The 23,048-nt window shown below is 63.1% G+C and carries 23 protein-coding genes; 21 read left to right on the top strand and 2 right to left on the bottom strand.

All coding sequences use genetic code 11. The features are described 5' to 3' along the window. The first annotated feature begins 60 nt into the window (after positions 1 to 60). The 3 genes from V6767_RS02575 (at position 61) to V6767_RS02565 (ending at position 3,123) form a co-directional block, all read left to right on the top strand. Positions 61 to 1,329 carry an extracellular solute-binding protein gene (locus V6767_RS02575; protein WP_448472121.1) on the top strand — a complete coding sequence of 423 codons (1,269 nt, stop codon included), beginning with the start codon at positions 61 to 63 and terminating at the stop codon, positions 1,327 to 1,329. A gap of 70 nt (positions 1,330 to 1,399) precedes the next feature. Next, complete coding sequence (locus tag V6767_RS02570) at positions 1,400 to 2,281, top strand: carbohydrate ABC transporter permease (RefSeq protein ID WP_448471982.1); 882 nt, start codon at positions 1,400 to 1,402, stop codon at positions 2,279 to 2,281. Further along, positions 2,281 to 3,123: a carbohydrate ABC transporter permease gene (locus V6767_RS02565; RefSeq protein ID WP_448472120.1), complete on the top strand. Its 843-nt coding sequence runs from the start codon at positions 2,281 to 2,283 to the stop codon at positions 3,121 to 3,123. The genes V6767_RS02570 and V6767_RS02565 overlap by 1 nt, the downstream gene beginning before the upstream one ends. A gap of 86 nt (positions 3,124 to 3,209) precedes the next feature. Here V6767_RS02565 and V6767_RS02560 read toward each other — a convergent pair whose 3' ends face one another. After that, positions 3,210 to 4,283, bottom strand: coding sequence for an ABC transporter ATP-binding protein (locus tag V6767_RS02560; RefSeq protein WP_448471981.1), 1,074 nt, complete (start codon positions 4,281 to 4,283; stop codon positions 3,210 to 3,212). A gap of 592 nt (positions 4,284 to 4,875) precedes the next feature. Here V6767_RS02560 and V6767_RS02555 point away from each other — a divergent pair. The 16 genes from V6767_RS02555 to V6767_RS02480 all read left to right on the top strand — a co-directional run bounded on the left by V6767_RS02555 (position 4,876) and on the right by V6767_RS02480 (position 18,841). Beyond that, the gene (locus V6767_RS02555; RefSeq protein WP_448471980.1) at positions 4,876 to 5,688 is read left to right on the top strand and encodes an SDR family NAD(P)-dependent oxidoreductase; all 813 of its coding nucleotides are present in this window, start codon (positions 4,876 to 4,878) and stop codon (positions 5,686 to 5,688) included. A gap of 72 nt (positions 5,689 to 5,760) precedes the next feature. Beyond that, a complete protein-coding gene (locus V6767_RS02550; RefSeq protein ID WP_448471979.1) occupies positions 5,761 to 7,050 on the top strand; it encodes an ABC transporter substrate-binding protein in 1,290 nt (429 codons plus the stop codon). Between the two features lies 1 nt (position 7,051). Next, the gene (locus V6767_RS02545) at positions 7,052 to 7,801 is read left to right on the top strand and encodes an ABC transporter ATP-binding protein (RefSeq protein ID WP_448466057.1); all 750 of its coding nucleotides are present in this window, start codon (positions 7,052 to 7,054) and stop codon (positions 7,799 to 7,801) included. Beyond that, positions 7,798 to 8,526: an ABC transporter ATP-binding protein gene (locus V6767_RS02540; protein WP_448471978.1), complete on the top strand. Its 729-nt coding sequence runs from the start codon at positions 7,798 to 7,800 to the stop codon at positions 8,524 to 8,526. The genes V6767_RS02545 and V6767_RS02540 overlap by 4 nt, the downstream gene beginning before the upstream one ends. Continuing rightward, positions 8,513 to 9,370, top strand: a complete 858-nt coding sequence (locus V6767_RS02535; RefSeq protein ID WP_448471977.1) for a branched-chain amino acid ABC transporter permease — start codon at positions 8,513 to 8,515, stop codon at positions 9,368 to 9,370. The genes V6767_RS02540 and V6767_RS02535 overlap by 14 nt, the downstream gene beginning before the upstream one ends. 3 nt (positions 9,371 to 9,373) lie before the next feature. Further along, the gene (locus V6767_RS02530) at positions 9,374 to 10,417 is read left to right on the top strand and encodes a branched-chain amino acid ABC transporter permease (protein ID WP_448471976.1); all 1,044 of its coding nucleotides are present in this window, start codon (positions 9,374 to 9,376) and stop codon (positions 10,415 to 10,417) included. Beyond that, positions 10,414 to 11,433 (top strand): zinc-dependent alcohol dehydrogenase, encoded by a 1,020-nt coding sequence (locus tag V6767_RS02525; RefSeq protein ID WP_448471975.1) that lies wholly within the window; start codon positions 10,414 to 10,416, stop codon positions 11,431 to 11,433. The genes V6767_RS02530 and V6767_RS02525 overlap by 4 nt, the downstream gene beginning before the upstream one ends. Before the next feature lie 10 nt (positions 11,434 to 11,443). Then, entirely contained in the window at positions 11,444 to 12,241 is a 798-nt protein-coding gene (locus tag V6767_RS02520) for an alpha/beta fold hydrolase (RefSeq protein WP_448471974.1), read from the top strand. Positions 12,242 to 12,252: 11 nt separating this feature from the next. Further along, positions 12,253 to 13,473, top strand: coding sequence for an acyl-CoA dehydrogenase family protein (locus V6767_RS02515; protein WP_448471973.1), 1,221 nt, complete (start codon positions 12,253 to 12,255; stop codon positions 13,471 to 13,473). Between the two features lie 58 nt (positions 13,474 to 13,531). Next, positions 13,532 to 14,092, top strand: a complete 561-nt coding sequence (locus tag V6767_RS02510; RefSeq protein WP_018064642.1) for a flavin reductase family protein — start codon at positions 13,532 to 13,534, stop codon at positions 14,090 to 14,092. A 219-nt stretch (positions 14,093 to 14,311) separates the two neighbouring features. Then, the gene (locus V6767_RS02505; RefSeq protein WP_448425901.1) at positions 14,312 to 15,031 is read left to right on the top strand and encodes an ABC transporter ATP-binding protein; all 720 of its coding nucleotides are present in this window, start codon (positions 14,312 to 14,314) and stop codon (positions 15,029 to 15,031) included. Continuing rightward, positions 15,028 to 15,741 carry an ABC transporter ATP-binding protein gene (locus tag V6767_RS02500; RefSeq protein ID WP_448471972.1) on the top strand — a complete coding sequence of 238 codons (714 nt, stop codon included), beginning with the start codon at positions 15,028 to 15,030 and terminating at the stop codon, positions 15,739 to 15,741. Before V6767_RS02505 ends, V6767_RS02500 begins: the two co-directional genes overlap by 4 nt. Further along, the gene (locus V6767_RS02495; protein ID WP_448471971.1) at positions 15,738 to 16,601 is read left to right on the top strand and encodes a branched-chain amino acid ABC transporter permease; all 864 of its coding nucleotides are present in this window, start codon (positions 15,738 to 15,740) and stop codon (positions 16,599 to 16,601) included. The genes V6767_RS02500 and V6767_RS02495 overlap by 4 nt, the downstream gene beginning before the upstream one ends. A 9-nt stretch (positions 16,602 to 16,610) precedes the next feature. Continuing rightward, the gene (locus V6767_RS02490) at positions 16,611 to 17,642 is read left to right on the top strand and encodes a branched-chain amino acid ABC transporter permease (RefSeq protein WP_448471970.1); all 1,032 of its coding nucleotides are present in this window, start codon (positions 16,611 to 16,613) and stop codon (positions 17,640 to 17,642) included. Between the two features lie 19 nt (positions 17,643 to 17,661). After that, complete coding sequence (locus tag V6767_RS02485; RefSeq protein ID WP_448472119.1) at positions 17,662 to 18,501, top strand: intradiol ring-cleavage dioxygenase; 840 nt, start codon at positions 17,662 to 17,664, stop codon at positions 18,499 to 18,501. Positions 18,502 to 18,508: 7 nt separating this feature from the next. Beyond that, on the top strand, positions 18,509 to 18,841 hold the full coding sequence (locus tag V6767_RS02480; protein WP_018064648.1) for a hypothetical protein: 333 nt from the start codon (positions 18,509 to 18,511) through the stop codon (positions 18,839 to 18,841). Positions 18,842 to 18,844: 3 nt separating this feature from the next. Here the strand turns inward: V6767_RS02480 and V6767_RS02475 are convergent, their stop codons facing one another. Beyond that, complete coding sequence (locus tag V6767_RS02475; protein WP_448471969.1) at positions 18,845 to 19,795, bottom strand: LysR family transcriptional regulator; 951 nt, start codon at positions 19,793 to 19,795, stop codon at positions 18,845 to 18,847. 92 nt (positions 19,796 to 19,887) lie between these two features. On the opposite strand from V6767_RS02475, the gene V6767_RS02470 reads away from it, so the two are divergent. Then, positions 19,888 to 20,961, top strand: coding sequence for a maleylacetate reductase (locus V6767_RS02470; RefSeq protein ID WP_448471968.1), 1,074 nt, complete (start codon positions 19,888 to 19,890; stop codon positions 20,959 to 20,961). A gap of 48 nt (positions 20,962 to 21,009) precedes the next feature. Further along, positions 21,010 to 22,767, top strand: a complete 1,758-nt coding sequence (locus tag V6767_RS02465) for an FAD-dependent oxidoreductase (protein ID WP_448471967.1) — start codon at positions 21,010 to 21,012, stop codon at positions 22,765 to 22,767. Positions 22,768 to 23,048 lie beyond the last annotated feature (281 nt).

Below are 23,048 nucleotides of genomic sequence, written 5' to 3'. Positions count from 1 at the left end.
AAAATGCCAACCATACGGCGGGAGGCCGTATTGCAAAGAGAGGAGAAGACGATGGCTAGAATGTTAGGTGCTGCCATGGGCGCGATAATCGCCGCGGGGGTATTCGCCACCGCCGCCCAGGCTCAGGAAACGGTCACCTGGTGGGACTTTCTCAGCGGTGGCGACGGCGTTCGCATGAAGCAGCTGATTTCCGATTTCAATGCCGAGCATGAAGGCGAGATCACCATCGACGCGACCACGCTGGAATGGGGCACGCCGTTCTACTCGAAGGTGCGAACCTCCGCTGCGATCGGCGAAGGTCCCGATATCATGACCTATCATGCAAGCCGCATACCGCTTGCCGTCAGCCAGGGCATTTTGCAGGAGATCACGCCGGCGGACTGGGAGACGATGGGCCTTTCCGAGGCCGATTACGCGCCGGCGACCTGGGACGCGGTGACGGTGGACGGCAAGCAGTACGCCGTGCCCTTCGACACCCATCCGATCGTGCTCTACTACAACAAGGACGCGCTCGCCGATGCCGGTCTACTGACCGAGGACGGCAAGCCCATGGGGCTTGATTCCCGCGAAGGCTTCGAGGCTACCTTGAAGGGTCTGAAGGAAGCGGGCGCGGAGTTTCCGCTCGCCTCGACCACCGCGGACGGCACCTTCATGTTCCGCACGATCTACTCCCTCATGGGCCAGCAGGACGGTGAACTGATGTCCGACGGCGAGTTCCTCGCCGGCGACAATGCCGAGAAGCTGCAAAACGCGCTCGCCGTGCTGCAGGGCTGGACCAATGACGGACTTCAGACCACCTATACCGATTATCCCGCCACCGTGGCGCTGTTCACCTCCGGCGAATCCCCGCTGATGATCAACGGCGTGTGGGAAGTGCCGACCATGATCGACCTCAAGGACGAGGGCAAGCTGTTCGAATGGGGCGCCGTCGAGCTGCCGGTGATCTTCGACCACCCCGCGACCTATGCCGACAGCCATTCATTCGCCATCCCCGCCAATTCCGGCAAGGAGATGAGCGCGGAGAAGAAGGCGGCCGTCCTGGAAGTCATGTCGTGGATGGCGAAGAACTCGCTGTTCTGGGCGACGGCGGGTCACATCCCTGCCTACGGTCCCGTGACGGAGTCGGCCGATTACCAGGGCATGCAGCCGAACGCCACCTATTCGAGCGTGACGGAAAACATGATCTTCGACCCGAAATCGCCGCTCGCCGGCGTGGCCGGGCCGATCTATGACGTCATGTCCACCTATTTCGTGCCGACGCTCAACGGCGAAATGGAGCCGGCCGAGGCCGTGGAGGAAATCAAATACGAGCTGAACGATCTGCAATGATCGCTGCGGGCCGCCGGCATCACCGCCGGCGGCCGTTTCGCATGGCAGTTCTACGATTTGAGGCCTCACAATGCTCCGCAACAAACGAAACGAAGCGATTGTCGCCCTGCTTCTGGTCGCGCCGTTCGTGGCCATTTACGGATTGATCTTTATCTATCCGACCATCCGGCTGCTCATCATCTCGTTTCAGGATGCGCCGCTGATCGGCAGCGGCGATTTTGTTGGCCTCGACAATTATACCCGGCTCTGGGGCGACCGGCGCTTCAACACGGCGTTCTGGAACACCGCCTATTTCGTCGCCATCACCGTCATTCCCGGAACATTGGTCGCCTTCGCCATCGCGCTCGGCATCAACCGGCTGAAGGGCAGGCTGCAGGCGCTGGTGCTGGCGATGTTCTTCCTGCCCTATATCCTGCCGGTATCGGTGGTCTATCTGATCTGGGACTGGACGCTGAACTTCCAGTTCGGCATCGCCATGTATATCTTCGATATCCTCGGGATCGACCGGGTGCCGGTGTTCAAATCGACGGTCTGGTTCATGCCGGCGGTCGGCCTCATCACGATATGGTGGACCGCGGGCTTCTCAATCCTGCTGTTTCTCTCCGGTCTGCGCGCCATTCCCGCCGAGATCTACGAGGCGGCGGCGCTCGACAATGCATCGCGCCTGACGACCTTCCGGCAACTGACCTGGCCGCTGATGTGGCCGGTCACGGCGCTGGTGCTGACGATCCAGCTGATCCTGCAACTGAAGATCTTCGACCAGGTCTATCTGTTTTCGGTCGGCGGCCGGCCGAACGACAATCTGGTGCTTGTCTACTACGTGTTCCAGCGGGCCTTCCAGTATGACCAGGGCGGCCGGGCCGCCGCCGCTGCCGTCGTCCTGTTCATCATCGTCATCGTTGTGTCGGTGCTGAACTTTCAACTGACACGGCTTTCGAAGGGGCGCGAATGATGAACGCAACAACGGCAAAACGCCTGAATGTCGCCGGCCTCCTGATCACGCTTCTAACGGTTGTGATCGCCGTCATATGGGCGTTTCCGCTCTATTGGGGGGTCATCTCGTCGCTGAAGCCGGAAGACGAGGTGGTACGCCGCTATATCGAATTATGGCCGGAAACCCTGACCTTCTCGCATTATTATTTCGCGCTGACCCAGACCCAGATCGGCATCTGGTATCTGAATTCGATCGTCACAGCGCTTGCGATCACGGTGCTGACCGTCGGCTCCTCGATGTTCTGCGGCTATGCGATCTCGCAGCTTCAATTCCCGTTCCGGCGGGTTTTATGGTGGCTGATCCTGGCGAGCTTCATGGTGCCGATGCAGGTGCTGATCGTGAACCATTTCGAACTGATGGCCCGCTTCGGCCTGATCAACACCTGGGCCGGGATCGTTCTGCCGCAACTGATCCATCCGGTGGTGATCATCGTCTACAAGCAGTTCTTCGACAATGTGCCGAAGGATTTTCGCGAGGCGGCGGCGATGGACAGCGCCTCTGAATGGCGCATTCTCACGCGCATCTACATGCCGATGAACTGGGGCGTCACCACCGCGCTTGCGATCGTCACCTTCATCTGGTCGTGGAATGCGTTTCTGTGGCCGTTCCTGGCGGTCACCCAGACGGAGATGATGACGATCACCGTCGGCATAACCCAGGTCAACGACGCCTTCGGCGTCTATTACGCCCGCGAACTATCAGCCGCGGTGCTGGCCGGTCTCCCGGTCGCGGTCGCCTATCTGATCTTCCAGCGCAGGGTAACCCAGGCGATCACGCTTTCCGCCGGGATCAAGGGGTAAAACGTCACACGATCATGGTCATGCAAAAACGCCGCGGCATCCTATCCGCGGCGTTTTCGTGAGGGGCCGAAGCGCTTTCGATATCGTCAGTGCACGTGATAGGCGTTGCCGGCCTCATCGAAGAGGTGAAGCGCCGTTGCATCGAAGACAAGTTGCACCTGATCGCCGGTCCTGGCTTCGGAGCGTCCGGTGTCGGTGGCGATCAGTTCAGTGCCATCTGCAAGGGTGCAGTAAAGCAGGGTCCGCTCGCCGAGCCGCTCGACAACGCCGACCGTCGCCTTCGTGGTGGCCGCTTCGCCTTCCTCGGCTACCCGCACGGCTTCCGGGCGTATGCCCATCTCGTAGCGCCCGGCTTTCATCTCTGGAATGTCGACCTTCACAGACGAGCCATCATTGAGACGCGCCATACGGTCGTCGGCAGAAATGTCGACCTCCAGGAAATTCATGCCGGGCGAGCCGACAAACCCGGCCACGAAGCGCGAGGCCGGCCTGAGATAGATCTCCATCGGCGTGCCGATCTGTTCGATCCGGCAATTGTTAAGCACCACGATCCGGTCGGCGAGCGTCATCGCCTCGGTCTGGTCGTGGGTCACATAGATCATCGTCGCCTTCATGCGGTTATGCAGGCGGGCAAGCTCGACGCGGGTCCGGACCCTGAGCGCCGCATCGAGGTTCGACAGCGGTTCGTCGAACAGAAAGGCCTTGGGTTCCTTGACGATTGCCCGGCCGATCGCGACGCGCTGGCGCTGGCCGCCGGAAAGCTGGGCGGGCCGCCGCTCCAGCAGTTCCTCCATCTCCAGCATGCGGGCGGCTTCCTTGACCCGGGTCTCGATCTCATCCGCCCCCATGCGGATATTGCGCAGGCCGAACGCCATGTTGTCGTGCACGGTCATATGCGGATAGAGCGCGTAGTTCTGGAACACCATGGCGACATTGCGCTGGCCCGGCGCCAGGTTTTCACTGCGAACCCCGTCGATCGTCAACGCCCCGTCATCGATGGTCTCAAGCCCCGCGATCATCCGCAGCAGCGTCGACTTCCCCGAACCCGACGGTCCAAGAAACACCATCAACTCGCCGGATTCGACGGCGAGCGAGATATCGTTGATAACATTGACGTTCCCGAAGCTCTTCGAAACACTGTCGAGCTTGATTGGAGCCATCTTTTCCTCCCGAAACGGCTTTTGAACCATTGTTTCCGGTCCGCACCAGAAGTCAAGATGTAGAACGCTGATCTCGCGGGTTCACCGCAGAAATCGAAGCGCCAACGCGGCAGCCGGAAGCGGGCCATATGCACAAGACACCGCCCATTGCTTCTGTCCACCCACAACTCGCCCAGGTGCGAGGCCTGGGGCATTGCAAGCCTGAAGACACAATCGTGCGCCGATTGCCGCCTGCGGCATATCTGGGTCGATAAGCCAGCTTGACCAAGACGGATACTCTAGAAGTCAGCGTCCGTCTAAAGCATCCGATATTGGCAGAACCGTCACTCGCGTTGCGCGACAACCGTTCGCCGCCTCAGAAGCCCTATTGCGGCGATCAATATAGCGGAAAGTTATGTTTCCCGTTGTTTTCCGCATTTGACTTGATGCGGTTATGGCGGCGTTATGTGCGTGAGGAGCGCGACCCCGCCCAAGGGAGAAGGGTGGTCGCGAAACAGGAGGAGGTCGGTCCGGCGTGCCGGATCGATGATGGCTGCCCGCGCACAACGGGCGGTCTCCTGTTGACATATCAGCAGGCAGGGAGGTTTTGATAATGCTGGAGCAGATGTTCGACGTGCGCGGTCAATCCGTGATCGTGACCGGCGGAGCCAGCGGCATCGGCCGCGCCTATGCCGAGATCATGGCCGCCCAGGGCGCGCGGGTCTGCATCTTCGATCTGGATCAGGCGGGCACCGAGAAGATCGTCAGCGAAATCAAGGCCACGGGCGGCGATGTCTGGGGCCTGAAGGTCGATGTCGCCGACCGTCCCGGACTGGCGGCGGCCTTCGATGAAGTGGCCGAAAAACACGGCCGCATCGACACGGTCTACGCCAATGCAGGCATTGATCCCGGACCCGGTTTCATGACGCCAACGGGCGAGCGCAACCCCGACGGCGCGATCGAAAACATCCCCGACGACCAGTGGGACCGGGGCATCGAGATAAACCTCACCTCGGTCTATAGCACGGTCAAGAACGCCGTGCGCCACATGAAGCCGAACGGCGGCGGGCAGATCATCGTGACCTCGTCGATCGCCTCGGAAATCAACGAAAGCATCGTCGGAACATCCTACATGCCGGCCAAGGCCGCGGTGAATCATTTCGTCCGCCACATGGCGATGGAACTCGGGGCCTACGGCATCCGCGTCAACGCGATATTGCCGGGACCGTTCATCACCAATATCGCCGGCGGACGCCTGCGCAACAAGGAAGACCGCGCGGCCTTCGAGGCGCAGTCCCTGATCGGCCGGATCGGCGATGTCGAGGATATCAAGGGCCTGGCGCTGCTGCTGGCTTCGCCGGCGGGATCCTACATGACCGGATCGCTGGTGGTCATCGATGGCGGCTCGCTGATCCGCATGACCTGACAGGCAAATGGGCGCGCGGCCTGCCAGGGAGCGGCAGGCGATGCGCCAATCAATAGGGAGAGGAGAACAGAAATGGCTTACATCAACAAACTGATCCGGCCCACCCGCCGCAGCGTGCTGCGCGGCATGGGTGCAGGCCTTGCGGCGAGCGTTCTGGGGGCGCCGGCGGTGCTGCGCGCCCAGACGGCGGGCAAGATCCGCATGGGTTATATCACGCCCGAAACCGGGCCGCTCGGCCTGTTCGGGGAAACCGACGGCTACACCGTCCAGAAGATCCGCGACGCGCTGGGCGGCAGACTGCAATCGGCCAATGGCGATGTCTATGAGATTGAAATTCTCGAGCGCGACAGCCAGTCGAACCCGAACAAGGCGGCCGAAATCGCCGGCGACCTGATCCTGAACGACGAAGTGCATCTTCTTGTGCCTGCTTCGACCACCGATACCATCCTGCCGGCCATGGAGCAGGCCGAGCTTTACGAGACGCCGTCGATCTCGGCGGGCGCGCCGTGGCAGGCCGTGATCATGCCGCGCGGCGGTGGCGAATTCGACTGGACCTACCATTTCTTCTGGGGTCTGGACGAGGCGCTGAACACCTTTGTCGGCCTGTGGAACGGGCTTGAGACCAACCGCAAGGTCGGCATGCTGTTTCCGCAGAACATTGACGGCGAGACCTGGGGCAACGAGGAATACGGCCTGCCCGTGCCGACCCGCGCCGCGGGCTACGAGGTCACCATCCCCGGCTATTTCCAGCCGCGCACCAATGATTTCTCGGCCCAGATCGCCACGTTCAAGCAGGCCGGCTGCGATATCATCGGCGGCATCACCTATCCCGACGATCTCAAGACCTTCGTGACCCAGTGCAACCAGCAGGGGTTCAAGCCAAAGGCGGTGACCGTGGCGGCGGCCCTGCTGTTTCCGGGCAGCGTCGAGGCCATGGGTCCGCTCGGCAACGGCATGACGACCGAGGTGTGGTGGACGCCCGCCTTCCCCTTCAAATCCTCGATTACCGGCCAGACCAGCCGGGAGATCGCCGATCAGTGGGAAAGCGAGCAGAACCGCCAGTGGACGCAGCCGCTCGGCTATTCGCACAGCGTCCTGGAAGTCGCGATCGACGTGCTCAAGCGTTCGGCCGATCCCCTGGATCGCGAGGCCAACCGCGAGGCGCTGGCGGCGACCGATCTCGACACCGTGGTCGGCCATATCAACTTTTCGGGCCAGCCGCACAAGAATGTCTGCACCACGCCGATCTTCGGCGGCCAGTGGGTCAAGGGCGAGAAATGGCCTTACGACCTCAAGATCGTGGACAACAGCGTCAACCAATTGTTCGAGCCGCAGCAGAAGATCGTGGCGCTGAACTGGTAGGATGCAGATGCAACAGCCAACAGGCGAACGCCAACGGCTTCTTCAGGCCCGGAACGTATCGAAAAGCTTCGGCGCGTTCCGGGTGCTGCACGATGTCGACTTTGATGTTTATCGCGGCGAAGTGCTGGGAATCCTCGGCCCCAACGGCGCCGGCAAGACCACGCTGTTCAACATGATCAGCGGCGACCTGAAGCCCTCCGGCGGAGAGATCAGGCTTGGGGAGGTTCTGCTGAAAGGCGAGCCGCCCCACCGCCGCTGTCAAATGGGGATCGGCCGGACCTATCAGATTCCGCAGCCCTATTCGGGAATGACGACCTTCGAAAACCTGCTCGTCGCCTCGGCCTTCGGCGGCGGCCGGTCCGAGGCCGAGAGCTATGAGTTTTGCGCGCAGGTGCTGCGTGATTGCGAATTGCTGAACAAGGCCAATGCCCTGGCCGGTTCTCTGCCGCTTCTCGACCGCAAGCGGCTGGAGCTTGCCCGGGCGCTGGCCTCGGGGCCCAAGCTTCTGTTGCTGGACGAAATCGCCGGCGGGCTGACCGACGAGGAATCGAAAGAACTGGTCGCCCTGATTGCGCAGATCCGCGATCGCGGCGTCACCATCATCTGGATCGAGCATGTTCTGCATGCGCTGATGGCGGTGGCGGACCGGCTTCTGGTGCTGAATTTCGGCGAGAAGATCGCGGAAGGCGACCCCAAGACCGTGATCGCCAACCCCGATGTCATGCGGGTGTACATGGGGGTCGAGGCATGACGGAATTATTGTCAACACATGGTCTGGTCGCCCGCTACGGCGATTTTCAGGCGCTCTACGACGTCGATGTTGCCATCGAGGAAGGCGAGATCATCGCGCTGATCGGCGCCAACGGGGCCGGCAAGTCGACCTTCCTGCGGGCGGTCATGGGGCTGTTGCCGGTGAAGCCGGACATGGTGAGCCTCGACGGCCGGCCCATCGGCGGCACCCCCACTGACCAGATGGTGCAGAAAGGGGTCGCCATCGTTCCGGAGGGACGGCGGCTGTTCACCGGCATGTCCGTCAATGACAATCTGCGAGTGGCCATGGACCAGGTCGGCAGCAGGGGCCGCAAGGGCGGTTGGACGCTGGACAGGGTGCAGAAGCTCTTTCCCATTCTGGAGGAGAAGGGGCGCGTGGCTGTTCAAAACCTCTCCGGCGGCCAGCAGCAGATGGTCTCGATCGGGCGGGCATTGCTGTGCCAGCCGCGCCTCTTGCTGTGCGACGAGATCAGCCTTGGTCTCGCGCCCAAGGTCATCCGCGAGATCTATGCCGTCCTGCCCGAAATCCGGGCGCAGGGGACGTCGATCGTGCTGGTCGAGCAGGATGTCGGGCTGGCGAAGAGCGCCTCCGACCGGCTCTATTGCATGCTCGAGGGGCGCGTGACGCTGAGCGGACGCTCCGGCGAGGTCACGCGCGAACAGATTAGCGAAGCCTATTTCGGGGGTGGCCATGCAGTGGTTTGACGCACTTGTACAAGGCATCCTGCTGGGCGGGATGTATGCGCAATACGCGCTGGGGATGGCCTTGATGTTCGGGGTCATGCGGATCGTGAATGTCAGCCATGGCGATCTGGTGATCCTGCTGTCGCTGATCGGCATTTCGCTGGCCTCCGCCTTCGGGTTGGGACCGTTCACGGTGATGGCGGCGCTGGTGCCGCTGGCGGTGGCCATGGGCTGGCTTCTCCAGCGCGCGGTGCTGAACCGGGTGGTGGGCGAGGACCCGCTGCCGTCGCTGATCGCGACCTTCGGCCTGTCGCTGGCGCTGCAGAACCTGATGCTGCAGATCTGGTCGGCCAACAGCCGCTCGCTGCCCGGCGGCGGGATCGAAAGCCAGTCGATCCAGATCGGCGGCATCTATATCGGCCTTTTGCCGGTGCTCGTCCTGCTGGTCGCGGCCGGCCTGACGCTGGGGCTCGACCTGATGCTAAAGCGGATGCGTTTCGGCCGGGCGCTGCGGGCCGCCGCCGCGGATGTCGAGGCCGCGTCGATGACCGGGGTCAACGCCAAAACCGTTTATGCCACGGCAACCGCAATCGCGGTCGGCATACTCGGATTTGCGGCCGTGTTTCAGGCGCTGCGTTCGACGGTTGCGCCCGCCGATGGCGGGGCGCAGCTGATCTACGCTTTCGAGGCCGTGATCATCGGCGGCATGGGCTCGGTCTGGGGCGCGTTCGCCGGCTCGATGGTGCTGGGCATCGCCCAGGCGGTCGGTTTCCGGCTGGATCCGGGCTTCGGCGTTCTGGCCGGCCATCTCGTCTTCCTGCTGATTCTAGCCGTGCGCCCTCAGGGCCTGTTCGGGAGAGCGTGAATCATGACTTCTCATTCGATTTCATCCAGTGCGGGCGCGGCGCCGATCGAGATGAAGGTCCGGCGGCAGACACTCTCCGGGATCATCGCGCTCAGCCTGTTCGTGTTCGCCCTGGTGGCGCTCGCGGCCATGCCGTGGTGGGCCAAGACCGGCACGATCCGCATGGTGCTCGAACTGTGCTGCTACATTCTGGCGGCGCAGATGTGGAACCTGCTTGCCGGCTATGCCGGGCTTGTCTCGGTCGGCCAGCAGGCCTTCATGGGCGCGGCCGGCTACGCGCTGTTCGTCATGGCGCAGACCTTCGGCATCAACCCGTTCCTTGCCATCGGCCTGTCGCTGCTGGCGCCCGCGGTGCTTGCCGTCCCCTGCTACATGCTGCTGCACCGGCTGGACGGACCCTATTTCGCCATCGGCACATGGGTGGTCGCCGAGGTGTTCCGTCTCGTGGCCTCCAATCTTGGATGGGTCAATGCCGGGGCCGGCATGTCCCTGGGCGTGATGCGCGATTACTCCGCCTTCGAGCGCAACATCGCCATGTCGCTGCTCTGCGCACTGATGATCCTCGTCGCCATTGGCGGCGGCTACTGGTTCCTGCGCTCGCGCTTCGGCCTTGCGCTGATCGCCATGCGGGACAACCCGGTGGCGGCGGCAAGCCAGGGCGTCAATGTCCGCCGCTTGCGCTTCATGGTCTATATCGCGGCGGCTGTCGGATGCGGCTTTGCCGGTTCGGTCTATTTCATGGCGCAGTTGCGCATCAATCCCGCCTCGGCCTTCGACCCGATGTGGTCCAATGTCGCGATTTTTATCGTGATGATCGGCGGGATCGGCACGATCGAAGGCGTGCTGATCGGCGCGCTCATCTACTTCATCGCGGATCGTTATTTCGGCGAATACGGCGCAAGCTACTTCATCGTGCTCGGCGTGATGACCGTTCTGGTCGCGCTCTATGCCCGTACCGGCATCTGGGGGATGATCTCCAAGCGCTGGGACGCGCCGTGGTTTCCGATCCGTCGCCATCTGATTGTCGAGAAGGAGGAGAGCCCATGAAGGCCATCATCTTCGACAACGTCGGTCAGCCCCTGCGCGTCGGCGACAGGCCCGATCCGACGCCTGCGCCCGACGAAGTCGTGATCAGGGTCGCCGCCTGCGGCATCTGCGGCAGCGACCTGCATATGAGCGTCGATCCCGAGCCCTTCGGCATTGCCGGCGATTTTGTGCTTGGCCATGAAATCGCCGGCGAGGTGGTGGCAACCGGCGGCGGCGTCGACACGCTGAAGGCGGGCGATCTCGTTGCCGTGGTGCCGATGCGCGGCTGCGGCCACTGCCCGCGTTGTCTTGCCGGCGATCCGGCGCGCTGCCCGGACATGACGCTGATCGGCGGCGGCTATGCGGACTATGTCTGCGTCGCCGCCCGCCAGTGCCGTGTGCTTCCGGACGGCGTTGCGGCAAGCGATGCCGCGCTCGCCGAGCCGCTTTCGGTGGCGCTGCACTGCATCGTCCGCTCCGGCATGAAGCCGGGCGATCGCGTCGCCATTCTCGGCGCCGGGCCGATCGGTCTGCTGGTGGCGTTCTGGGCGCGGCGGCTGGGGGCTGCAAGCGTCGTGATGGCCGATCTCTACGATCATCAGGCCGATCGCGCCCGCGCGCTGGGTGCTACGGGCTTTGCACTTTCGGGCGCAGGTCTTTCCGAAAATCTGAGCGATCAGTGCGGCGGCCCGCCCGATATCGTCTTCGAATGCGTTGGCAAGCCCGGCCTGTTGCAGGCGGCCGTCGAGGCCGTTCGGCTGCAGGGCAAGGTGATAGGGGTCGGGCTTTGCGTCGGCGGCGATGAGTGGGACCCGTTCGTGGCGCTCTCCAAGGAGATCGACCTGATCTTTTCGGCCTTTTTCCACCAGGGCAATGAATTCGGCGTGGCGCTCGACGCGCTCGCCAAGGGAGCCGTGGTCGCGCCGCAGGCGATCATCACCGACCGTATCGGGCTTTCGCCCGTACCCCAGGTCTTCGAAGGCCTGCGTCGGCGCACCACGCAATGCAAAGTGCTGATCCAGCCCGAACTTGTCTGAAGGAGAAGATATGACTGTTCAGTTCGAGACATCAGAATACGAGATCGGCGGTGTTCACACCGTGGTGAAGGCTTTCGGCAAGGGCAAGCCGGTGCTGTTCCTGCATGGAGCGGCGACGCTGGAAGGCTTCGATTTCGCCGAAGGCCTGGCCGACCGGTTTCGGGTTTATTGCCCGAGCCATCCCGGTATGGGCTATTCCGGCGATGCGCCGCATATTTCAGGGTCGATGGATTTGATCATCCACTATCTCAACCTGCTTGATGCGATGGACCTGCCGGAAAAGCCGCACCTGATCGGTTTCTCGATGGGCGGCTGGCTCGCCACGGAACTGGCCGCCGTCGCCGGCGACCGGTTCGACCGCGTCGTGCTGCTCGCGCCGGCCGGCCTCAACGATCCCGACCATCCCGCGACCGATCTCGGATCGATCGCGCCGCAGGATCTTCCCGGCTTTCTGGCGCACGACCCCAAGGTGGCGCTGCGCTATTTCCCCGATGGGTCCGATGCCGGTTTTGCCGAAAAATTCGGCGCCGATCGCGCCCGCGAGGGTGAAACCGTCGGACGAATTTGCGCGCCCTTCGGCATGGGGCACCCCAATCTCAGCCGCATGCTCGCCCGGATCGCCAATCCGGCGCTGGTGGCCTGGGGCGAGGAGGACAGGCTTCTACCGGCAAGCCAGATGCCCTTGTGGGTGGAGCAATTGCCGAACGGCCAGGCTCTGTTGATCGAGGGCGCCGGCCATCTGCTGCTTCAGGAGCAGCCCGATAGCGTGACAAAAATCGGCGATTTTCTCGCCGGACAAACACCGTAGGAGGAAATGACATGAATAAACATGTGAAGCCCGGATACTGGGGCGACAGCGTCGATTATCGCGACATCCTGAAAAAGATCGAGGAAATCGGCCCGACGCTCGAAGCCAATGCGCCGGCGGATGAGGAAGCGGGCGAACTGACGAAGGAAAGCTTCGAGGCGCTGAAACCGCTGCGGTTCTCGCATCTGATGGCAACGGAAGAGCTCGGCGGCGCGCAGATGCGCCCGACCGAGGTTCTGCAGCTGATCGAGGCGGTGACCTGGTGGTCGGGCTCGGCCGGCTGGGTATCGATGGTGCATTGCTGCATCGGCGCGATGTCGGCGGCTTTCCTGCCCGACAGCGCGGTCGAACGCCTGTTCGAGCCCGGCAGCGACAACCGCTTCTCGGGGCAGGGCGCGCCGCTCGGCATGCTCAAGAAGGTCGATGGCGGCTACGAGCTGACTGGCAAGTGGAGCTACGGCTCGGGCTTCAGCCATGCGACCTGGTCGCATTCGGCCTGCTTCGTCGATGACGGCAATGGCAAGCCGGCCAAGGATGCCGAGGGCAATGTCATCGTCATGTGCGCCCACGCCCCGATCGGCGAGCACGAACAGCTCGGCAACTGGGATGTGCTCGGCCTCAAGGGCACCGGTTCGATCGATTATTCTGCCAAGGATGTCTTCATTCCCGACGATCTGGTCTTCCCGATCCTGTCCGCGCCGCCGCAGCGCCTGAAGGAATTGTTCAGTCTCGGCATTGTCGGCCTGGCATCGATCGGTCACACCGGCTGGGCCATGGGCACGGGCCGGCGCATGCTGGACGAAATCGCCAAATTCGCACGCAGCAAGTCCGGCCGCGCCGGCATGCTCGGGGAAAGCGAGAAGTTCTGGTACGATTATGGCCGCGCCGAAGCCAATTATCGCGCCGCGCGCGCCTTCGTCATGGAAGTCTGGGGCGATATCGAGACCAGCGCCGAGGCGGGCAAGATGATGACCACCCGTCAGGTCAGCCTCGTTCATCTCGCCAAGGCCCAGATCCACGAGGTCGGCGTCGATGTCTGCAACTTCGCCTACCGCGCATCAGGCGGGGCGGGACTCAGGGCCGGCGTGATCCAGCGCACCCTGCGCGACATGATGGTGGCGGCCAACCACTTCACCATCGCGCCGTCGATCGTGACCTCCGCCGGTCGCGAGATCGGCGGCCTTTGGTCCGACCGGACCTGGCAGTTCTACGATCTGATCGAGAAGAAATAGTCAAAGGCCGGGGCGCGCTGTCGTGCCCCGGCCAAACAGACTGCCGGAGTAATGCCTGATGCCTGAACACCATACTGTCGCCGAAGCCTTTCGCGAGGCTTTCCGTTGCCATCCAGCGGGCGTTGCGGTGATCACCGCCGATCCCGGCGATCAGCCGGTGGCGATGACTGTGTCCTCGCTGATTTCCGTCAGTGGGTCGCCGCCGACCATCGCCTTTTCGCTTTCGGCGCGTTCGCGCTCCACGGCAACGGTGTTGCAGGCGGAAACCGTGGTTATCCATATGCTGCGCTATCCGGATCTGGAACTGGCGCGGCTTGGCGCGACGCCCGGCGCCGACCGCTTCGGTCCGGGCATCGCCTGGACGCGGCTTCCGACCGGCGAACCGCGTTACACCAATGTGTCGACATGGTTTAGGGCGCGCATCAGCGGCACGCTGGCGGTCGAGGGGGCAACGCTGGTGGCTGCGGAACTCCTCGAAGGGGCGACAGCCGATCTTGCCGCGCCCGAGCGTGAATCGCTGGTCTATCTGGATCGCCGCTGGCACCGGCTGCGCGAGGACAGCAGCGGGGTGGCGAGCCTCGCTTTGCTGGACGAGGAATATCGCGACGTTTTCCGCTGATCCGTTCACGGCGGACGTGCCAGAACCCGGATAGTATAACCCGGAGCGATATTTTGACGAAGCTATCCGATCACGCTGCCCGTCATGCCGGGCTAAGATAGGGTCGACGGCGGATTACGCAGAACGGTTGGGGAAAACCGGTCTGCAGGCCGGAAATTGCGAGGAGGCGGACTGTTCCGGGGAAGCTCCGAGGGTGGTCCGCAAGGGGAGAGAACAATTATGGCAGTCCTTTCAGTCAAGGGAATGTCGAAAAGCTTCGGCTCGCTGAAGGTCGCTGACAATGTCAGTTTTGATCTGGCCGCCGGCGAGGCACTGGGCATCATCGGGCCGAACGGCGCGGGAAAGTCCACGCTTTTCAACCTCATTACCGGAAATCTCAAGCCGGACAGCGGGCAGGTGATGCTCGACGGGCGCGACGTCACCCGCGAAACCCCGATGCAGCGCTGCGCCAGCGGCATTGGCCGCTCGTTCCAGATTCCGCAGCCTTTCGGCCATCTCTCCGTCTATGAAAACCTGCTTGTGGCGGCGCGGTTCGGCGGTTCGGTCAAGGCTTCCGAAGCGCCGGATTTCTGCATGGAGCTTCTCACCCGCACCGGGCTCGATCATCTGGCCACGCAAAAGGCCGGGGCGCTGCCGCTTCTCAGCCGCAAGCGGCTGGAACTGGCGCGCGCGCTGTCCACACGGCCGCACGTGATCCTGCTGGACGAGATCGCGGGCGGGCTGACCGATGGCGAATGCGGCGAACTGGTGTCGACGATCCGCGCCATTCACGCCGAGGGCATGGCGATCATCTGGATCGAGCACGTGCTGCATGCATTGAACGCGGTCGTGTCGCGGCTGATGGTGCTGAATTTCGGGGAGGTTCTGATGGACGGCAAGCCGGACGCGGTCATGGCCGCGCCGAAGGTGCGTGAAATCTATCTGGGGATCGAGGCATGAGCGCGCTTCTGGAAATCCGGGACCTGACCGCCCATTACGGCGACTTCCAGGCCCTGTTCGGCGTCGATCTGACGCTGAAGCACGGCGAGGCGCTCGCCATCATAGGCGCGAACGGCGCCGGCAAGACCACGCTGATGCGCGCCATTACCGGTATCGCAAAGGTGACGGCGGGAACGGTCGCTCTCGACGGAAAGCGCATCGACCGGCTGGCCGCGCCGGACATTTTGCGCGCCGGCGTCAGCATGATGCCGGAGGGGCGCTGCCTGTTTCCGAGCCTCAGCGTCGAGGAAAACCTCGAGATCGGGGCTCATGCCCGCAAGGGTAATGGCTTCTGGAACCTGTCGCGCGTTTTCGAACTGTTTCCCGTTCTGGCGGAACGCCGCAGCCAGCCGGCGACCGCGCTTTCGGGCGGCCAGCAACAGATGGTCGCGCTCGGACGGGCATTGATGTCGAACCCGTCCGTCTTGCTTTGCGACGAGCTGAGCCTTGGGCTCGCCCCCGTCGTCATCCGCGAAATCTACGCCTCCTTCCCGAAGATCCGCGAAAGCGGCACAGCGATCATCGTCGTCGAGCAGGACATCGGCCAGGCGCTGGCGATCGCCGATGTCGTCCATTGCATGATGGAAGGCCGCATCACCCTGTCGGGGCATCCTTCGGAATTGTCGCGCGAGGCCATCCACGACGCCTATTTCGGAGTAAGTCACGCATGATCTGGTTGGATACGCTTGTTCAGGGCCTGTTGCTTGGCGGTCTTTACGCCCTGTTTGCCGCCGGGCTGAGCCTTGTCTTCGGCATCATGCGGCTGGTCAATCTGGCCCATGGCGATCTGATCGTGCTGGCCGCTTATCTGATCCTCGGCATCGGCACTGTGTTGGGTCTGAACCCGTTCGTCGCCGCGCTGATTGCCATGCCGATCATGTTCGCCCTTGGTTATGTCCTTCAGATCGCGCTTTTGAACCGGGTGCTGGGTGAGGATATTCTGCCGCCGCTTCTGGTCACGTTCGGACTGTCGATCGTCATCCAGAACGCGCTGCTGCAGCAGTTTACCGCCGACAGCCGCAAACTGCCGGTCGGCTCCATCGAGGCTGACTCGGTCTATCTCGGGACGATGAATATCGGTGTCATGCCGCTGATCACCTTCGCCTCGGCCATTCTCGTCATCCTCGGGCTGAACTGGATCTTCTACCGCACGGCGCTTGGCCGGGCCTTCAGGGCAACCTCGGACGATCCGGTGACCGCGCAGCTCATGGGCATCCGTCCGCAAGGGGTCTTCGCGGTCGCAACCGGTATCGCGATGGTGGTGGCCACGATCGCCGCGCTTTACCTCGGCGCAAGGGCCAATTTCGACCCGTCGATCGGGCCCGCGCGTCTGCTCTATGCCTTCGAGGCGGTCATCATCGGCGGGCTCGGAAGCCTGTGGGGCACGCTGATCGGCGGGTTGATCATCGGCGTGGCGCAGGCCTTCGGCGCCGCCATAAACCCCCAATGGCAAATTCTGGCGGGCCATGTCGCCTTTGTCGTCGTGCTGCTCGTGCGGCCGCGCGGGCTGTTCCCGCGTGCATATGATTGAGGACCGGCCATGAGAAACGCGTTTGAACTTCTTTTCTCCGCCGTCATCATCGCCATCCTGGCGATCATACCGCTGTTCGGCATGCGCGCCCTGGTGCAGGACCTGTTCATGGTGCTGTGCCTGCTGGTGCTGGCGCTGAACTGGAACATGCTGGCGGGCTTTGCCGGGCTGGTCTCGGTCGGCCAGCAGCTTTTCGTCGGCGTCGGGGCCTATTCGATGTTCGCCGCCGCGATCCTCTGGGGGATCGATCCGCTGACGGGCATTCTGATCGGCGGACTGGTGGCCATGGCGCTCTCGGTCCCGGTCGCCTTCTTCACCTTCCGTCTCTACGGCGCCTATTTCGCGATCGGCACCTGGGCCGTCGCCGAAATCGCGCGGCTGTCCTTCAGCCAGTGGCGGGCGCTTGGCGGGGGAACGGGCACCGCGCTGCCGAGGGGGGCGGCGCGCGAAATGCCGGGCGTGCAGGCCTTGCGCGACCTTCTCGACATTTCGGGCGCGGCAGCCGTGGATGTGCTGACCTACTGGCTTGCTCTCGGGCTGGTCGTCGTCATGCTCGCCGCAAGCTGGCTGTTCCTGCGCTCGCGCATGGGGCTCGGCCTGCAGGCGATGCGCGACAATACGGTCGCAGCCCGATCCGTCGGCGTCGATCCGCTGCGCCTCAAGGCGCTGGTGTTCATGCTGACCGCCTTTGGCACCGGGCTTTGCGGCGGGCTGATCTTTCTCCAGACCGGCCGGATCGCGCCCGATGCCGCCTTTTCGGTGATCGACTGGACCGCCTTCGTCATCTTCATCGTCGTGATCGGCGGGATCGGCACGCTGCCGGGTCCGATCATCGGGGTGCTGGTCTTCTACGGGCTTCAGCGCCTGCTGTCGGACTATGGAACCGTCTATCTGATCATTCTGGGAATAATCGGCATTGCCATCATGCTGTTCGAAAGACGAGGACTGTGGGGGGGCGTCGTGCAGAAAACCGGCTTCGACTTCCTGCCGCTCGAACATCTTCCGCCGAAATCCGGACCGCGCAATCGCAAAATTACATGACCCCTTTGAGGAGTAGAAGATCATGAGCTATTTCACCGAAGACAATTCCGCCAGCACCGTCAATGAGCGCATGGGGCCGGAAACGGATGCGCGCCTGGCAGAAGTCATGTCCTGTCTCGTCCGCCACCTTCATGATTTCGCCAAGGAAATCCACCTGACCCAGGACGAGTGGGAGTATGCGATCGGGTTTTTGACCAAGACGGGCCAGATGTGCTCCGGGGAGCGGCAGGAGTTCATCCTGCTCTCGGATGTTCTCGGGTTCTCGATGCTGGTCGACGCGATCAACAACCGGCGGCCCGAAGGCGCGACCGAAAACACCGTCTTCGGCCCCTTCCATGTCGACAATGCGCCGATCCGGCAGATGGGCGACAATATTTCGCTGGACGGCAAGGGCGAGAGCTGCCTGTTCGAGGGCCGCGTTCTCGACATTGACGGCAATCCGATCGAAGGCGCGACGGTGGATGTCTGGTCGGACAATGCCGACGGCTATTACGACGTTCAGCAGCCGGGCATTCAGCCGAAATGGAACAATCGCGGGCGGTTCATCACCGGGGCGGACGGTCGCTACAGCTTCGTCGGCATCAAGCCGGTCAGCTACCCGATCCCCGATGACGGGCCGGTGGGGCAGATGCTCGGTCACCTCGGCCGCCACCCCTACCGGCCTGCGCATATGCACTATCTCGTCACCGCGCCGGGCTATCAGAAGCTGGTCACCCACACCTTTGTCGGCGGCGATAAATACCTGGAATCCGATGCCGTTTTCGGCGTCAAGAACACGTTGATTGCGCCCTATGAGCAGGTCGAGGACGGCGCAACCTTGTGGCGCTCCCCCTTCGATTTCGTTCTCGTTTCACAATGAGGTCAGAATGCCCAATGTCAAAATCTTCATCGACGAGGCGCAATATGGCGCGGCGCGGGACGGTCTCGCGGCGTTTCTGCCGGACATGCGCACATCGCTGTGTTCCAGTCTGTCGGTCGGCAATGAAGCCTTCCAGCTCGCCATAATCCCGGTGCTCGGCATGCCGGACCAGCCGCAGATCAATGTCGAGCTCTTCCTGCTGGAACGGCCGGACCGCACGCGCGCAATGGTCACCGAAGTCGCCGGGCAGCTTCGCGAGCAGATAGGCCACGCCACGGGGCAGTCGGTCGCGGTGCGCATCGCCATGCTGGATCCGGAGACCTATGTCGCGCTGAAATAGCGTTCAGCCGCGACGTTGGGTCACCTGCTCCTCGTGTTCCATCCGCGCCTGCAGCCGCTGGGCTTCGGTCTGCAGGAAGGTGATGAACTGCTCGGCCGCCGGCGGTCTCTTGCCATCGGTCTTGGTCATGATGCCCAACTGGCGGTTCGGATGATCGATTTTCAACGGCAGGGCGACAAGGGGAATGGTGCGGCGGTTCAGGAAAACCACCGAATAGGGAAGCACGGTCAGCGAATCCGATCCCAGCAGAAGCGACTGGATGGATGCCAGCGTGCCGCCCGAGAAATTGACCATGAAACTCTCCTGTCCCATGGATTTCAGCGCGCGTTCCAGGTCGCGGTAGAGCGGACTGTTCGACGGCGGCGCGATCCACGGATAGGGCGCGATCGCATCGGAAGTGATCGCCTTGATCCGCGTCAACGGATGATCCTGCCGGCAGGCGACGACATTGCGGCCGGAAAGCAGCGGCAGAAACTCCATATCCGAGGGCACCTGCCGGGGATGGAGCGGCAGGATGGCGATATCGAGGCCGCCATTCCGCAGCCCGGCCTCGAGTGTGTCCAGATAGCCGTAGGATTGATCGATATAGACGTCCGAATAGCGCGACTGGAATTCCGCGATCAGCTTGGCGATGACGCCATCGGTGAAGATCGGCGAGCCGCCGACCCTCAGCCGGCCGGCAAGGCCCTGGCGGAAGCGCCGCACCAGAAGGCTGGCTTCGCGGTTGGCGGTGCGGATCCGGTTGCCGAGCCGGGCAAGGCTCGCGCCGAGCTCCGTCGGCCGCAGCGGCCGGCGTCCCGGTTCGAACAGCGGCATGCCGACCCTTTTTTCCAGCAGCGTCATGCTGCGCGAGACGGAAGGCTGCGACTTTCCGAGCGCTTCCGCCCCTTCGGTCAAGCCGCCCTTCTCGACGATCAGCGCCAGAATTTCGAGATGCTCGCTGTCTATTTTCATAACCCAAAGGAATATTTTATTTCAATCATCAGATCAATATCTCCCTTTGAATGGGGTAACGTGATTTTCAGACCAATATGAGGGGGAGTCTCTTGTCTTTTTTTCGCGAGGAATTCACCGCACGCAGTGCTGCCGTCCGGGTTCGTTTCGGCGCCGGGGTGCGCAAGAACATCGCAGAGGAACTGGAAACGCTCGGCGCCGAGCGCGCGTTGATCCTGACCACGCCGCAACAGGCGGAGTTGGCCGAAGAGTTTGCCGGCTACTGCGGAGCACGCGCCGCCGGCACCTACACCAACGCGACGATGCATACGCCGGTCGATGTCTCGGAAGAGGCCGTCCGACACGCTGAGGAACTGGGCGCGGACGTGCTGGTCGCCGTCGGCGGCGGCTCCACGACCGGGCTAGGGAAGGCCATCGCGCTCAGGACCGGCCTGCCGCAGATCGCCGTGCCCACCACCTATGCCGGGTCAGAGGCGACCCCTATTCTCGGTCAGACCGAAAATGGCGTGAAAACCACCCAGACCACTTCCAAAGTGCAGCCCGGCACCATTCTCTACGATGCGGAACTGGTCGCGACCCTCCCGGTCGGAATGACCGTGACGTCGGCGCTGAACGCGATGGCGCATGCCGCCGAGGGGCTCTATGCCCGCGATCGCTCGCCGATTTCTTCGCTGATGGCCGTCGAGGGGCTGCGCGCGTTCCGCGACAGCCTGCCGCGCGTCCTGGCTTCGCCCGAAGATGTGGCGACGCGCGGCGAGACGCTTTACGGCGCATGGCTTTGCGGCACGGTTCTGGGGCAGGTCGGCATGGCGCTGCATCACAAACTGTGCCACACGCTGGGCGGAAGCTTCAACCTGCCGCATGCCGAGACCCACGCGATCATCCTGCCGCATGCCCTGGCCTATAACGCCGCGGCGGTTCCGGAATTGCTGGCGCCGGTTGCCGAGCTCTTCGGCGACGATAATCCGGGCAGGGGGCTTTACCGGTTTGCCAAGGAGGTCGGCGCGCCGCTGGCGCTCAGCGATCTTGGCGTGAGCGAGGCCGATCTCGACAAGGCGGCCGATCTTGCCGTCGCCAATCCCTACTGGAACCCGCGCCCGATCGAACGGGATGCGATCCGGACGCTGCTGCAGGCGGCGTGGAGCGGAGACATGCCGGCCTTTTGAATTTCGGGCGATAGCGCCCGCACTATAGTGTTCCTGGGAGGAGAATTTATGCCAGACATCACAACCGACGTATTGATCATTGGCACCGGGCCTGCGGGTTCGGCGACGGCCGCATTGCTTTCGAGCTACGGCATCGAGAACATGGCGATCAACCGCTATCGCTGGCTTGCCAATACGCCGCGCGCGCACATCACCAACCAGCGCGCCATGGAGGTGCTGCGCGACCTCGGCCGCGAGGTCGAGGACGAAGCCTATCTGTTCGCCACCCATCAGCAGCTGATGGGCGAGAACATCTTCTGCGAAAGCCTTGCCGGCGAGGAAATCGGCCGGATGAAGGCCTGGGGCAACCATCCGCTCTCCAAGGCCGAGCATCTGATGTCGTCGCCGACGAAGATGAACGACCTGCCGCAGACCTTCATGGAGCCGCTGCTGTTCAAGACCGCATGCTCGCGCGGCACCCAGGCGCGGATGTCGACCGAATATCTGCGCCACCAGCAGGACGAGGACGGCGTGACCACGACCTGTCTGGACCGGCTGACGCAGAAGGAATTCACGATCCGATCGAAATATCTGATCGGCGCGGATGGCGGCAAGTCGCTGGTGGCGGAAAATGAAAATCTGCCCTTCGAGGGCAAGATGGGTGTCGGCGGATCGATGAACATCCTGTTCAAGGCCGACCTCACGAAATACGTCGCCCACCGCCCCTCCGTGCTCTACTGGGTGATGCAGCCGGGCGCAGATGTCGGCGGCATCGGCATGGGGCTGGTACGCATGGTGCGGCCCTGGAACGAATGGTTGATCGTCTGGGGCTACGACATCAACGAGCCCGAGCCTGTCGTGACCCCGGAATTCGCCACCGGCGTCGCCCGGCAGCTGATCGGCGATCCCGATCTCGAGATCGAGCTGCTCTCGGCGAACACCTGGACGGTGAACAATTTCTACGCCACGAAAACATCCAATGGACGGGTGTTCTGCATGGGCGACGCCATCCACCGCCATCCGCCGTCGAACGGTCTGGGCTCCAACACCTCGATCCAGGATGCCTTCAACCTGGCCTGGAAACTGGCCATGGTGCTGAAGGGGCAGGCGGGCGAGCATCTGCTCGACAGCTACGATGCCGAGCGGGCGCCCGTTGCCAAGCAGATCGTCACCCGCGCGAACCAGTCGATCGCCGAAACCGGTCCGATCTTTGCAGCCCTCGGCATGGCTGAAGGGGTGAACCCGGAGCAGATGCAGAAGAACCTCGAGGCGCGCACCAACGGCACGCCGGAAGCCGAGGCGCAGCGCGAGGCGATCCGCAAGGCGATCGCCTTCAAGAAATACGAGTTCGACGCCCACGGGGTCGAGATGAACCAGCGCTACAGTTCGGACGCCGTGGTGACGGACGGGCAGATAGAGCCGGCCTTCCAGCTCGACGCCGACCTTCACTATCAGCCGACGACATGGCCGGGGGCGCGGCTGCCGCATGCCTGGCTTTACCGCCACGACAACGGCGCCGAGGTCTCGACGCTCGATCTGTGCGGTCATGGCCGGTTCACGATTCTGACCGGGCTTGGCGGCGAGGCCTGGGTCGAGGCGGCGGCCCGCGTCGGCGATGCGCTCGGTATCGAGATCGTTACCCATGTGATCGGGCCGCGCCAGGAATATGTCGACCATAGCGGCGAATGGGCGAGGCTGGCGGAGATCTGCGACAGCGGCTGCCTGCTGGTGCGTCCGGACCACCACGTCTGCTGGCGCGTGTCCTCGCCCGTCGACGACCCGGAGGCCGAACTGCACCGGGCCCTGAAGCGTATCCTGGCCCGGTAGACACGGTGGTAACGACAACCCGTGGCGGAAAGTGATCGGTTCGCGATGCGAGGCAGCGCCGGTCAAGGCCGGCGAGACTTCATAACAAAATGCGATACAAGCTTTCGAACATCGCATAACCGGCGCTTCCGCCTTGGGTTAGTCTGATTTTGAGGAGGATCGGTTTGGAGGACATGCCGATGACGCGACCGAATTGAGCACGCTTCGCCCGACGTGAAACCGCCGGGAGATGATGCTTCAGTTCTTTCGCCGTTTTGGCATGGGCGCTGTCGCACCCGGAT

Source organism: Martelella sp. FLE1502 (assembly GCF_053484255.1).
This window is presented reverse-complemented; position numbering and strand designations above follow the sequence as displayed.

Excerpts from the sequence above, each read along its gene's own strand:
- V6767_RS02575 (WP_448472121.1), top strand. The coding sequence starts at position 61 with ATGTTAGGTGCTGCCATGGGCGCGATAATCGCCGCGGGGGTATTCGCC.
- V6767_RS02570 (WP_448471982.1), top strand. The coding sequence starts at position 1,400 with ATGCTCCGCAACAAACGAAACGAAGCGATTGTCGCCCTGCTTCTGGTC.
- V6767_RS02565 (WP_448472120.1), top strand. The coding sequence starts at position 2,281 with ATGAACGCAACAACGGCAAAACGCCTGAATGTCGCCGGCCTCCTGATC.
- V6767_RS02560 (WP_448471981.1), bottom strand. The coding sequence starts at position 4,283 with ATGGCTCCAATCAAGCTCGACAGTGTTTCGAAGAGCTTCGGGAACGTC.
- V6767_RS02555 (WP_448471980.1), top strand. The coding sequence starts at position 4,876 with ATGCTGGAGCAGATGTTCGACGTGCGCGGTCAATCCGTGATCGTGACC.
- V6767_RS02550 (WP_448471979.1), top strand. The coding sequence starts at position 5,761 with ATGGCTTACATCAACAAACTGATCCGGCCCACCCGCCGCAGCGTGCTG.
- V6767_RS02545 (WP_448466057.1), top strand. The coding sequence starts at position 7,052 with ATGCAGATGCAACAGCCAACAGGCGAACGCCAACGGCTTCTTCAGGCC.
- V6767_RS02540 (WP_448471978.1), top strand. The coding sequence starts at position 7,798 with ATGACGGAATTATTGTCAACACATGGTCTGGTCGCCCGCTACGGCGAT.
- V6767_RS02535 (WP_448471977.1), top strand. The coding sequence starts at position 8,513 with ATGCAGTGGTTTGACGCACTTGTACAAGGCATCCTGCTGGGCGGGATG.
- V6767_RS02530 (WP_448471976.1), top strand. The coding sequence starts at position 9,374 with ATGACTTCTCATTCGATTTCATCCAGTGCGGGCGCGGCGCCGATCGAG.
- V6767_RS02525 (WP_448471975.1), top strand. The coding sequence starts at position 10,414 with ATGAAGGCCATCATCTTCGACAACGTCGGTCAGCCCCTGCGCGTCGGC.
- V6767_RS02520 (WP_448471974.1), top strand. The coding sequence starts at position 11,444 with ATGACTGTTCAGTTCGAGACATCAGAATACGAGATCGGCGGTGTTCAC.
- V6767_RS02515 (WP_448471973.1), top strand. The coding sequence starts at position 12,253 with ATGAATAAACATGTGAAGCCCGGATACTGGGGCGACAGCGTCGATTAT.
- V6767_RS02510 (WP_018064642.1), top strand. The coding sequence starts at position 13,532 with ATGCCTGAACACCATACTGTCGCCGAAGCCTTTCGCGAGGCTTTCCGT.
- V6767_RS02505 (WP_448425901.1), top strand. The coding sequence starts at position 14,312 with ATGGCAGTCCTTTCAGTCAAGGGAATGTCGAAAAGCTTCGGCTCGCTG.
- V6767_RS02500 (WP_448471972.1), top strand. The coding sequence starts at position 15,028 with ATGAGCGCGCTTCTGGAAATCCGGGACCTGACCGCCCATTACGGCGAC.
- V6767_RS02495 (WP_448471971.1), top strand. The coding sequence starts at position 15,738 with ATGATCTGGTTGGATACGCTTGTTCAGGGCCTGTTGCTTGGCGGTCTT.
- V6767_RS02490 (WP_448471970.1), top strand. The coding sequence starts at position 16,611 with ATGAGAAACGCGTTTGAACTTCTTTTCTCCGCCGTCATCATCGCCATC.
- V6767_RS02480 (WP_018064648.1), top strand. The coding sequence starts at position 18,509 with ATGCCCAATGTCAAAATCTTCATCGACGAGGCGCAATATGGCGCGGCG.
- V6767_RS02475 (WP_448471969.1), bottom strand. The coding sequence starts at position 19,795 with ATGAAAATAGACAGCGAGCATCTCGAAATTCTGGCGCTGATCGTCGAG.
- V6767_RS02465 (WP_448471967.1), top strand. The coding sequence starts at position 21,010 with ATGCCAGACATCACAACCGACGTATTGATCATTGGCACCGGGCCTGCG.